5 protein-coding genes are annotated in these 13440 nt (G+C 55.5%); all 5 read left to right on the forward strand.

What is annotated here, in order from left to right; translation table 11 throughout:
- Positions 1 to 1555: condensation domain-containing protein (locus HFD99_RS24515; RefSeq protein WP_238797277.1), on the forward strand; the 1555-nt coding region annotated here is incomplete at its 5' end.
- A 154-nt stretch (positions 1556 to 1709) separates the two neighbouring features.
- Positions 1710 to 5018, forward strand: a complete 3309-nt coding sequence (locus tag HFD99_RS24520; RefSeq protein WP_103042596.1) for a non-ribosomal peptide synthetase — start codon at positions 1710 to 1712, stop codon at positions 5016 to 5018.
- On the forward strand, positions 5008 to 6834 hold the full coding sequence (locus tag HFD99_RS24525) for an ABC transporter ATP-binding protein (RefSeq protein ID WP_045245424.1): 1827 nt from the start codon (positions 5008 to 5010) through the stop codon (positions 6832 to 6834). The genes HFD99_RS24520 and HFD99_RS24525 overlap by 11 nt, the downstream gene beginning before the upstream one ends.
- The gene (locus tag HFD99_RS24530) at positions 6831 to 8564 is read left to right on the forward strand and encodes an ABC transporter ATP-binding protein (protein WP_029514286.1); all 1734 of its coding nucleotides are present in this window, start codon (positions 6831 to 6833) and stop codon (positions 8562 to 8564) included. The genes HFD99_RS24525 and HFD99_RS24530 overlap by 4 nt, the downstream gene beginning before the upstream one ends.
- A 230-nt stretch (positions 8565 to 8794) precedes the next feature.
- Positions 8795 to 13440, forward strand: a 4646-nt coding sequence (locus HFD99_RS24535) for a non-ribosomal peptide synthetase (RefSeq protein ID WP_167441031.1), incomplete at its 3' end; no start/stop codon positions are given.

Raw genomic sequence — 13440 nt, forward strand, 5'->3', positions numbered from 1 at the left:
GGGGCTTGCGAAGGAGATTGGCGTTCACGACAACTTCTTCGACATCGGCGGCCACTCCCTGCGGGCGACGACGCTGGCGGGCAAGGTATTTAAGGAATTAAACGTCAACCTGCCGCTGCGCGACGTATTCCGTCACTCGACGATTGCGGCGATGGCAGAGGCGATCGCCCGGATGGAACGGCGGGAGCATGAGGCCATTCCTCAAGCGGAGGAGAGAGAGTACTACCCTCTGTCCTCCGCGCAGAAACGGCTGTTCATTCAGCACACGCTGGATGGAGCGGATCAGCTTTACAACATGCCGGAGCTGGTGCAGGTGGAAGGCGAATTTGATTTAGACCGGTTGGAAGCCGCCTTGCGGAAATTGATAACACGGCATGAATCGCTGCGCACCGGTTTTGAAATCGTGAAGGGCGAAGTGGTTCAGCGGATTTACCCGCAGGTCGGTTTTGCTATCGAGCATCATCAAGCGGATAAAGAGGATGCGGCTCAAATTGAGCAGATCGTCCGCAGCTTCATTCGACCGTTTGATCTCGGCAAGCCGCCGCTGCTGCGCGCCGGGGTCATCGAGCTGGAGCCGAACCTGCATATTCTCCTTTTCGACATGCACCATATGGTGTCTGACGGCGTATCGATGGCGATTGTGATCGATGAGTTCTCAAGTTTCTACGCCGGGGAAGAACTGCCGCCACTGCGCATTCAATACAAGGATTATGCCGTTTGGCAGCAGTCGAAGGCCCACCGAGAGCGGATCGGGCGGCAGGAAGCGTACTGGCTGCAAACCTTCGAAGGCGAGCTGCCGACGGCGGACCTGCCGATCAACTACGAACGGTCCGCGGCTCGCAGCTACGAAGGCGCGCATCTGGAGTTCAACGTCGAAGCTTCTCTCTCTGCGCGGCTGCGCGAATTGGCGGCCGAGCGTGAAAGCACACTGTTCATGGTGCTGCTTGCGGCTTATACCGTGCTGCTGTCCAAGTACAGCGGGCAGGAGGACTTGATCGTGGGCACCCCGGTGGCGGGAAGAACGAACGCCGATTTGGAATCGGTCATCGGGATGTTTGTCAATACGCTGGCGATCCGCAATCGTCCTTCGGGCGACAAGACGTTCTTGTCCTACCTGGAAGAAGTGAAGGAAACGGCTTTGGGTGCTTTCGAGAACCAGGACTATCCATTCGAGGAGCTCGTGGAGCGTTTGAATGTGAAGCGGGAGCCGGGCCGCTTCCCGCTGTTCGATGCCGTTTTCGACTTGCAAAATATCGAAGAACGAGACGCCGAGCTGGAAGGGGTCAGCCTGAAGACTTACGAGCTTGACCATTTAGAAGAAGCGAAGTTCGATCTGACACTGTTTATGTATGAAAACAACGGGGCGCTGAGTGGGGGCTTCTTCTACGCCACCAAGCTGTTCAAAGAAGCGATGATCCGCACCTTGACCGAGGATTACCTGCGGGTACTGTCTCAAATTGCGAAAAATCCACAACTCGAGCTAAGCCGGATTGAATGCCATAAACCGGCGGCAGGCGCAAAGAGTGCCGTCGATACGATCGAATTCGCGTTCTAATCCTACAAGCGCGCCTCCGCCGTCAAACGAAAGCGGCGCGCATCCCAAGGAAGACGGCGAACAACGTCCAAGCCCGTAAACGCGCAGGCCGAAAGCAAGCTTTTTCGGACCTGCGCCGGGGCATGCGGTCACTTCATTTTTAGGGGAGGTACGAATGAAATCTTTGTTTGAAAAGGAAGAACGGTACTGGAGCGGCAAGTTTGACGCCGATGACAGCCTGAGCTTCCTTCCCTACAGTCAATCCTCCAAATTATCGGCCGACGGGGAAGCTGCGGCCGAGCCGGGTTTGCTTCACCGTACTCTGCCGAGCGAAATCTCGGAGAGAATCATTTGCCTTGCCAACGGTTCGGATTTGGCTTTGTACATGATTGTTTTAGCAGGAGTAAAAAGCCTGCTGTTCAAATATACCGGGCGGGACCAAGTGCTGGTCGGGATGCCTTCTTATAGCGCAGACCCCGACGGGACTCCGCCGCCGCATGACATCTTGGTGATCAAGACGTCCGTAAGCCGCGAGACTACGCTTAGAACGCTGCTCGGGGGCATCAAAGCCTCCATCGGCGAGGCGCTGGAGCATCAGCACCTGCCTTTTCGGAAAATGGTGGAGCCGCTCCATCTGGACTATACGGGGGACGGTCTCCCGGTCGTCAACACCGTCGCATCCTTCGCCCCGATTCATCCGGAACCGCTGGGTAACCGGGTGGCGGCCGATACGGTTTTTCGCTTCGACCGCCAAAACCACTCCATCGAGCTGGAAATAAGCTTTGACGGGCAGCGGTACGAGCGGGCATTTGTAGAACAGGCGGCCGACCATCTTGTTCGGCTGCTGTCCGTGCTTTTATTTCAGCCGGATCTGGAGCTTGGACAAGCCGATGTGCTGTCCCCAGACGAGAGGGAGACGCTGCTGAAGCGATTTAATGACACCGAAACCGGGTTCGAGCGGGGGAAAACGATTTACGGCTTGTTCGAAGAACAGGCGGAGCTTTACCCGGACAACGTGGCCGCCGTCATGAACGAGCGGCAGCTGACCTACCGCGAGCTGAACGAGCGATCCAACCGCCTTGCGCGGAAGCTGCGGGAGACGGGAGTAGAAGCGGACCAGCTGGTAGCGATTCTGGCCGAACGCTCGCTCGATATGGTCGTCGGCATTCTGGCGATTCTCAAAGCGGGCGGAGCATACGTGCCTGTCGATCCCGACTACCCGGAGGAGCGCATCCGCTTCATGATCGAGGATTCGGGTGCGCCGTTATTGCTGATTCAAAAGCATCTGCACGAGAAGACCGACTTCGCAGGAACGCGCCTCGAATTGGACGATTTCGTTTGGGGCGACAGAGGGGCGGACTCCGAAGGTGCGCTGGACGCTTCGAACCTAGAGCCGATTTCCGGGCCGCTCAACCTGGCTTATGTCATCTACACGTCGGGAACGACCGGCAGACCGAAAGGAACGCTGATTGAGCATAAGAACGTCGTGCGCCTCCTGTTCAACGACAAGAATCTGTTCGACTTCGGGCCGTCCGACACGTGGACGCTGTTCCACTCGTTCTGCTTCGATTTCTCCGTCTGGGAAATGTACGGAGCGCTGCTGAACGGAGGCAAGCTGGTCATCGTACCGCCGCTCACAGCGAAAAATCCAGCCGATTTCCTGGCGCTGCTGGGCCGCGAACAGGTCACGATTTTGAACCAGACGCCAACGTACTTCTACCAGCTGCTGCGTAAGGTCTTGGCGGACCATCCGTACGATCTGCGGATTCGCAACGTCATCTTCGGGGGCGAAGCGCTGAGTCCGCTGCTGCTCAAGGGCTTCAAGACGAAGTACCCGGAGACGAAGCTGATTAATATGTACGGCATTACCGAGACGACGGTTCACGTTACATATAAGGAAATCACGTGGGTCGAAATGGAGGCGGCGAAAAGCAATATCGGCAAGCCGATCCCGACGCTGAGGGTGTACGTCCTTGATGAAAGCCGCCGCCCTGTGCCGATCGGTGTAGCGGGCGAAATGTACGTGGCCGGGGAAGGCCTTGCGAGAGGATACCTGAACCGTCCGGATCTGACGGCGGAGAAGTTCGTCGATTCCCCGTTTGCGGAGGGGGAGAAACTGTACCGCTCGGGCGACTTGGCGGCTTGGCTGCCGGACGGCAACATCGAATACCTGGGCCGGATCGATCATCAGGTGAAAATCCGCGGGTACCGGATCGAGCTGGACGAAATCGAGACGCAGTTGCTGAAGATCGCCGCCGTGCAAGAAGCCAAGGTGCTCGACCGCGACGACGCGAACGGCCAAAAGCAGCTTGTCGCTTACTACGTTGCGGAAACGAGGCTGGCGGTGCATGAACTCAAGGAGGAGCTCGCCAAGCAGCTTCCCGGGTATATGATTCCTTCGCACCTCGTGCAGCTTTCGCGGATGCCGCTGACGCCGAATGGGAAAATCGACCGCAAAGCGCTGCCCGCGCCGGAGGAAGCCGCGGCCCGAGGAACGGAATATGTCGCGCCGAGAACGCTGCTCGAAATGAAGATCGCCCGCGTCTGGCAGGATACGCTTGGCGTTCCGCAGGTCGGCGTAAAGGATAACTTTTTTGAGTTGGGTGGCAATTCGTTAAGTCTGATGAGGCTCGTTCAAGCCGTTTACGATGAAACGGGCATCGAGATACCGCTGAACCGCCAATTCCACAATGTAACAGTTGAAGCCATGGCTTTCGGAGAGGGGGATCTGGGCCTGGATAAAGGGGGAGACTCCTTCATTAAGCTGAATAAAGTAGGAAATCTGAACGTGTTCTGCTTCCCTCCGGGCAGCGGCTTCGGCATCGGTTACCGAGAGCTCGCAAGCAGGCTCGACGGTCGGTCCGTGCTCTACGGCATTGATTTTATCGACGATGCCGTCGATTACGAGGCCATGCTGAACCGTTATGTGGACGAGATCGTCCGCATCCAGCCGGAAGGACCTTACGTGCTGCTCGGCTACTGCTTCGGAGGAAACCTGACGTTCGAGGTAGCCAAAACGATGGAGAAAAGAGGGTATTCCGTAACAGACGTGCTTATGGTGGACTCGTGGATTAAGCACACGCTGACGCCTTCCGAAACGTCGGAGAAAGAGCTTGAAGAAACGCTTGCCGATTTCGACGAAGAAGAGAAGGAATTAATGAGCAACCCGCTCGTGCGGGAGCGGGTTCATCGGAAGGTCAAAGCGACCTTGGCGTACGAAGCGCAGCTCATTAATTCCGGCACGATCCCGGCCAGGATTTACGAACTGATTGCGAAGGACAGCGAAGCGTTCCGCCTGGAGCACCAATTGCCTTCCTGGCGGGGGGCAACGACGCAAGCTTACGCCGATTACCGGCTGGAGGGTGCGCACGAGGAATTGCTGGAACTCGCGCGCGTGGACGAAACGGCCGTCGTCATCCGGGACATCTTAGAGCAAGTCAAGCGGCAGATCGAAGCGGAGGCCGGGGTACTGCATGGAAGCTGACCGACAGCCGTCTGTTCAAGAACAAGGCACAGCGGCGCCTTTCAAGCGCCAAACCGCTTACGCCGCCTGGAAAGCGTTCCGCTGGCTGATGTCCTATGTAAGCCGTCACAAAGGCTGGATGATCGTCGGTGTCTTGTCCGCGATTGCCGCCGCCGTTATTGAGATATGGACGGGAAGTTTGATCGAGCAGTTGACCACCCAGGCCGAGAAGGGGGCGGGGCCAATCGTTCTGCAAATCGTGTACGCGGTCTTTGTGGTCATCTTGATCGGTGTGCCGGCGAAGTTTTTCATGAGCTTCGGCGTGGAGCGAAGCAGCGCCTCTGCGGTGCAGGATATCCGCAACCATGTCATGCGTCATATCGGTAAACTCCCGGTCTCCTATTTAGAAAAGCAGCACTCCGGCGACGTATTGTCGCGGATCAACAACGACCTGCAGCTCATCCAGCAGTTTATGATTCGGGACCTCGCCCAGTGGTTTTATCATCCGCTGTTGTTCATCGGCTGTTTCGCTTATTTGCTCTACCTCCAATGGGAGCTGATGCTGTACAGCCTGCTGTTATTTCCCGTAGCGCTGCTGGTTTCCCAATGGATCGGCAAGCAGTTGGAGCGGTTGACGGAGGAAGCCCAGGCGAACATGGGCCGAATGAACGTCAACCTCCAGGATACGCTTGGGGGCATGCCTATTGTAAAAAGCTACCTGCTATCCGGCATGTTATCTCGCTCCTACCAAGTGCTGCTGCAATTGACGGCCCAAAAAAAGCTGGCCGTGAAAAAGCGGGAAGCCTGGGTCAACCCGCTGCTTTCCACGTTGATGATCAGCCCGATCATTTTCGCCGTCAGTTACGGAAGCTATTTGATCTACAAAGGGCAGCTAGGAGCGGGAGAGCTGATCGCCTTCCTGTACTTGCTGAATCTGTGTCTGGAACCGCTGGAGCATATTCCCGAGCTCATCACGCGGACGTTCGAAATGACCGGTGCCCTGAGAAGGGTCTCCGAAATCGTCGAGCAGCCGACCGAAATGGAAAATGGTCGTTCGCTTCCGAAAGCGAGCGCCGCCCCCATCGAGTTTCAGAACGTAACCTTCGGGTATGAGGAGAGCTCCCCGATCCTGCGGAATGTTAGCTTCTCGGTGCCGGAAGGGAAGACGATCGCGCTTGTCGGAGCGAGCGGCGGAGGGAAGAGCACGGTATTTAAGCTTGTATGCGGCTTTTATCCGCTTGCGGAGGACCAGGGCGAGATCCGCGTGTTCGGCAGCCTGATCCACGGCGCCGATCCGGAGCAGCTTCGGTCGCATTTTTCCGTGGTAACCCAGGATTCATATTTGTTTAGCGGCACGATCGCTGAAAATATCGGCTACGGGCGGGAAGTAGCGTCGATGGACGAGATTATCGAAGCCGCCAAAGCCGCTCAGGCGCATTCCTTCATTATGCAGCTTCCCGACGGCTACCAGACGTATGTCGGAGAGCGCGGAGGCTTTTTGTCCGGCGGGCAGCGCCAGCGCATTGCAATGGCCCGGGCTTTTCTGAAGGATGCTCCCGTTCTGCTACTGGACGAGCCAACGTCGGCTCTTGATCCGGAGTCGGAAAGCGCGGTTCAGGAAGCGCTGGGCGTATTGATGAAGCAGAGAACGACGATGATTATTGCCCACCGGCTTTCTACAGTACAAAACGCCGACGAAATTTGGGTCATGGAACAGGGGAGTATTGTTGAAAAGGGCACTCATGAACAATTGCTGAAGATGAAGGGACTGTACGCCCAGTCGTACTATCAGGAATTTACCGAGTCTGCCGAACGCAGGGAGGTGGCGTACACATGAAAAAGGGCGGATGGCTCTCGCAAGTGAAAGAACTAAGCTACTTGCTGATGTTTATGAACCGCAAGCGCAAAACCCAGTACGCCATTGGCCTGGCAGTGACGGCGCTCACCCAGACATTGTTCCTGATCGCCTTCAGCTTGGTCGTACATAACTTGGTTGATTTCGCCGTGTCCCGAGATACGTCCCTGATAGTGGAAGCCTTTATTATTTTGGGCGCGGCCTTGTTCCTGGAAAATGTGATTTCTCCCTGGTTCATTTACTTATACCAGCGTAGTGTCGAGCTGACTGTGCTGAATATCCGCGAACGTCTTTATGAAAAGCTGTGCCGGGTGCGGCCGAGATTCCTGGAGCAGACGCACCATGGGGACTTGCTGTCGCGGGTGAACAATGACGTAACGACCGTTGAGTTTACATTCTCGCAGGTTTACTTTGTTTTGCTGCTTCAAGTTGTCTTTTGCATCGGCTCCATTGTCTCCATGGTGTTGATCGATTGGCGGTTTGCCGGTGTATCCTTCGTCATTCTGCTGCTGTCCTCCGTGGTCAGCCTGAAATTTGCGCGGGATATTCGCGCCTTGTCCGAACAAGGCTTGCAAACGCTCGGTAAAATGACCGAAAAATTCAAAGATTTTATGGGCGGCATTCAAATTGTGAAGCTGTTCCGCATCCGCACGATTTACGGCCAGTACGAGGCGTTGAACGAACAAATGACGCAGACGCTTCGGCAAACCGCGCAGAAGAACGGCATGCAGGCTGCGGTGAATCATTTTATCAGCTACGTCACGTTCTGCGGCATCATCGTCATCGGCAGTCTTCTTTATGCCTACGGACTGATGGGAATGGGAAGCGTCGCCGCCCTGGCGGTTCTGCAAGTGAATCTGACGCACGCCTTGTTGAACTTGGGGACGGTTCTGTCGATGACCCAAAATTCGCTCGCGGGCGCTCACCGGATTCAAGAAGTACTAAGAGAGGAAGAGGAACCGGAGCGTTTGGGATCTCCTCACAGCGAGCTCGTGTCGGAGGCTGCGGTGGAGTTTCGCGATGTGGAATTTTCCTATCAGGCGGATAAAAAGGTGCTTGTCGACATCTCCATGCAGGTGTTTCCCGGACAGGTCGCCGCTATCGTGGGGGCCAGCGGCAGCGGCAAAAGTACGCTGATCAAGCTGCTGCTCGGCTTTTATCCTGTGGACAGCGGAGAAATCCTGCTCCAAGGCAAACCGTTCGGCCATTACACGCTGGACGAAATCCGCAGGCAGATTGCATACGTTCCGCAGGAGCCGTTCTTGTTTACCGGCACAATTGAGGAAAACATCCGCTACGGCAACCTGGATGCAACGGATGAAGAAGTGATCGAAGCGGCCAAAGCGGCGTACGCTCATCATTTCATTCAGGAACTTCCTGAACAGTATAAAACGCCGGTGGGAGAGAGAGGAGCGTCGTTGTCGGGCGGACAAAGGCAGCGAATTGCGATCGCACGGGCGATTCTCAAAAATGCCCCGATTCTGCTGCTGGACGAAGCGACTTCCGCGCTGGATAACGAATCCCAGCATTGGGTACAGCAGGCCCTGAACGTATTGATGAAAGGGCGCACCACCATCCTGATCGCCCACCGTCTCAGCACCGTGGAACATGCGGATTTGATTACCGTCATGAACCAAGGGACGGTCGTCGAGCGGGGCTGCCATCAGGACCTGATTGCGCTCGGAGGTTATTACGCCCGGCTGTACGGCTAGACCCGCTTTACGGCGGGCGGCTTCTTGCTCGCGAATGCGACAGAGTCTTTTAGCAATCCAAGGTATTACTTTATAACCGGTAGTTACCAGAAAACGCAGACACGAAAAAGGAGGAAGAGTCCGAAGGAGCCGTTCCGGGAATGGCCTGCGCGGTTCTTCTAAGAGTGACTAAGTGACATCTAGGTACAAAGCCTATCTATAAAGAATCTCTAAACCGGGAGTGTGTCGATGTGAGAGAGGATACCAACGAGCAATATGGATTAACGCAAGCCCAGCGCCGAATATGGTTCATGGAAATTATGAATCCGGGAACGTCCATCACGATGCTTTCCGCGACCTACCAGATTACGGGCGAGATCAACACACAGCTTCTGAAGCAAGCGGCGGCAGAGATCGTCAAAACCTATGACGTTTTCCGAATCCGCATTAGCGGGGATTTGCAAAATCCAACGCAGTGGTTCGAAGAGCCGGAGAATGTCCAAGCTAGGATAAGCCGCCTCGAAATAGGCACAACCGAACAATTCTATGCTTGGGTGAAAGAAGTAAGCGAAAAACCGGCCAGCGTGTTCGACGAACACCTCTACCAATTTACGATTATCCATTTTGCGAACGGCCAAGTATGGCTCAATTTGACGGTAAATCATATTATTGCCGACGGCTTGTCCGTCAATGCTTTGCTGCATGCGGTGATGGAAAAATACCTGGAACTGCGCAAAGGCATCTCCAGCAGTTACCAGCCCCCTTCCTATCTAGATTATATTTCCTCGGAGCGTGAATATGAGCAATCGCAGCGTTATCAAAAAGGCAAGGAATACTGGCTGACAAAGTACAACACTTTGCCTGAAACGACCGGCATTAAATCGTATCCGCCATTCTCGATCGGCAGCGAATCCAATAAACTGTCCATCACTTTGGACGGTTCCCGGTATGAACGCATTCTGGCCTTCAGCGAACAATATCAGGTCAGCTTATATACGTTATTTCTGTCCGCCATGTACGCCTTATTGTACAAGCTGACCGACAGCACCGATGTTCCGGTCGGCACGGTTTTCGCCAATCGCACCAGCAAGAAGGAAAAAGAAACGATCGGCATGTTCGTCAGCACCGTGGCTACGCGGATTCGTCTGAATCCAGACAGGAACGTGCTTTCCTTGATCCAAACGGTTTCCAAGGAAAATACGGCGGATCTGCGGTATCAGAAATACCCTTATAACCAATTGATCCAGGATTTACGCGAACAACACGGCCGCAACGATCTTTCGGGGCTGTTCCGCACGTCTCTGGAATATCTGCCTTTGAAAATCGTGGAGTACGAAGAAATCAAGGTACGCCTGGAGGCTCACTTCGCTAGGCACGAGATGGACGATTTGCTGCTGCGCTTCGACCATATGCTGAATGAAGGCCATGTAATTCTCCATGCTTCCTATCGTACGGGTCTGTTCGAGACGGCCGAGATTGATCGGATTATGGAACAGTATGTAACCATTCTGGACCAGTTTCTTCAGAGTCCCGAACTGCCGGTACGCGAGATTTCTCTGCTGAGCGATGAGGAGAGACACCGCATTCTCAATGTTTTTAACCCGCCGGTGGCAGGGCTGAGCGAGGGAGAAGCGTTTCATCGGTATGTTGAAAATTTTGCTCGGGAAATTCCAGATCATCCGGCAGTCGTCTACATGGACAAACAGCTGACCTACGGCGAATTGAACGAACGCGCCGAGCGGCTGGCTTCTCTCCTTCGCGAACAGGGCGTGGGAAGGGAGACGATTACGGGGATCTGGGCGGAGCGTTCGGTGGAACTGCTGGTCGGGGTGCTCGCCGTTTGGAAAGCCGGCGGAGCCTATGTACCGCTGGACCCCGATTATCCGGCGGAGCGGATTGAGTACATGCTCAGCGATAGCGATGCATCGGTGCTGCTTACGCAGCGTCATCTGTTGGAGCGGGCCGGAGGTTGGTTGGCCGATGACCAGCTGAAGCTTCAAGCTGTCTATGCCATGGACGATGAACAGATTTATAACGGGGATGCCTTAGCCGTGGAATTTGAATCTGCCGACAGCGCCCCGCAAGACTTGGCTTATGTGATTTACACCTCGGGTACGACGGGACGCCCGAAAGGCGTCATGATTGAGCACGGTAGTCTCGTGAATACGGCGGATGCGTACCGTCGCGAGTACCGGTTGGATCAGTTTCCGGTGCGGCTGCTGCAGCTGGCCAGCTTCTCGTTTGACGTGTTCGTCGGAGACATTGCGCGGACGCTGTATAACGGAGGCACGATGGTGATTGTGCCGAAGGATGACCGGATTGATCCGAACCTCTTATACGGCTGGATTCGGGACCAAAACATTACGGTATTCGAATCGACGCCTGCGCTCATCCTGCCATTCATGCAGCATATTTATGAAGAAGGGCTGGACGTTAGCTCCATGCAGTTGCTGATTACCAGCTCGGATGCTTGCAGTGTCACCGATTACCGATTGCTGCAGGAAAGATTCGGCGGACAATTCCGCATCATCAACAGCTATGGAGTTACCGAAGCGGCCATTGACAGCAGCTTTTACGGTGAGCCGCTGGATAAGCTGCCGCCGTCGGGTCATGTGCCGATCGGCAAAGCTTGGCTGAACGCCCGGTTTTACATTGTCGATGCTGCGTTAAAGCCGGTTCCTGTAGGGGTTCCGGGCGAGCTTGTCATCGGCGGCGCCGGGGTGGCGCGCGGGTACTGGAACCGTCCGGATCTAACCGCCGAGAAGTTTGCGGACAGCCCGTTTGTGCCGGGCGAACGTCTGTACCGGACAGGCGATTTGGCCCGCTGGCTAGAAGACGGGAACGTGGACTTCATCGGCCGGATCGACTATCAGGTGAAAATTCGCGGGTTCCGGATCGAACTCGGCGAAATTGAAACGGCCCTGCTGCGTTTCCCGGGCGTCAAGCAGGCTGTGGTGACCGACCGTACGGATGAGCAGGGACAAAAGTATTTGTGCGGTTACGTGGCGGCGGATGCTTCCTTGCAGCTGAGCGATCTGCTGTCCCAATTGAAGCAAGAGCTGCCGGCTCATATGGTCCCGGCCCGGCTGGTGTCTCTTGATAAGCTTCCGCTCACGCCGAACGGCAAAATTGACCGTAAAGCGCTGCCTGAACCGACCGGAGAGGTAGAAGTAGGCCGTGAGTATGTGGCTCCTCGCACAACGCTGGAAACAAGACTTGCTCTCATTTGGCAGCAGGTGCTGGGTATTGCGCGAGTAGGAGTTCAAGACGATTTCTTTGACTTGGGTGGTCATTCCTTGCGGGCCTCCACGCTGGTTTCCAAGATTCGGAAAGAGCTGCAAGTCGAGGTTCCGCTGCGGGAAGTTTTCCGCTACACCACGATCGAACAGCTGGCCCAAAGAATCGGCGGTTTAAGGCAGCAGGAGACGTATGAGATTACAAAGGCGGCTGAGGCCGAGTACTATCCGGTTTCATCCGAGCAAAAGCGTCTGTACGTCCTGCGCCAGCTTGACGGGGCCGAGCGCAGCTACAATATGTCGGCGGCGCTTCTTCTCGAAGGCAAGCTGGACCGCACGCGCGTCGAGCACGCGTTCCGGGCGCTGATTCAGCGCCATGAGACGCTGCGTACCGGGATTGAGCAGGTTCAAGGCGAGCTTGTCCAGCGCATCTATGACGGGTTGGATTTTGCTGTAGATTATTTCCAAGCGAGCGAGCGGGAAGTGGAGCAAGTGGTGGAAGCTTACTATCACCCGTTTGATCTGACTAAGCCGCCACTTCTCCGCATCGGTCTGATCGAAGTCGCCGAGGATCGCCACATTCTGCTGTTCGATATGCACCATATTGTCTCGGACGGCATTTCGACAGCGCTGCTCTTCGACGAGTTCAGCCGCCTGTATCGGGGCGAGGAGCTGGCCCCGCTGCGCATTCAATACAAAGATTATGCCGTTTGGCAGCATTCCGAAGCTTACGGGCAGATGCTCCAGCCGCAGAAGGAGTATTGGCTAGAACAGCTGTCGGGCGAGCTGCCGGTCTTGGAGCTACCGACGGACTTCCCGCGGCCTGCGGTGCAAAGCTTTGACGGCCGAACCGTGAAGTTTTATATCGAGAAAGATCGGACGGAGAAGCTGAAAGAACTAGCGGCACGGACAGGGACGACCCTGTACATGGTGCTGCTGTCGGCTTACACCATCCTTATGCATAAATATTCGGGTCAGGAAGATCTGATCGTAGGAACGCCGATTGCCGGAAGAACGCAGGAAGAAGTGCAGCCGATCGTAGGGATGTTTATCAACACTCTGGCCATTCGCAGCCGTCCGGAGCGTTCCAAGCCGTACCTTTCGTACCTGGAAGAAATCAAGGACATCACGCTCGGGGCTTTCGAACACCAAAATTATTTGTTCGAAGACTTGGTAGAAAGTCTTCACATTCCGCGCGCGACCGGCCGGAATCCGCTCTTTGATACGTTCTTCTCCCTGCAAAATACGGAGAACGAGCAAATTGTCATCGAGGGGCTGGAGCAATCGTTTTATCCACTGGAAAATCAAACATCCAAGTTCGAGCTGCTCCTGGATATTTCGGAGCTGGACGGTCAGCTCGAATGCCGGTTGGAGTACGCTACGGCTTTGTATAAACAAGAGACCGCGGAGCGGTTCGCCAGACATTATGACAAGCTGCTCGAAACCATCGCAGCAGCGCCGGACGGGGATATTGCCTCGCTGGAAATGCTCACGGAGGAGGAAATCCGCGAGCTGATGCGCGGTTTCAACGATTCGGAGGCGGACTACCCGCGGCAGCAGACGATTCACGGCTTGTTCGAAGAGCAGGCGGAGCTTTACCCGGACAACGTGGCCGCCGTCATGAACGAGCGGCAGCTGACCTACCGCGAGCTGAACGAGCG

This window comes from Paenibacillus sp. EKM301P (assembly GCF_011800295.1).
Classification (GTDB): Bacteria; Bacillota; Bacilli; order Paenibacillales; family Paenibacillaceae; genus Paenibacillus; species Paenibacillus polymyxa.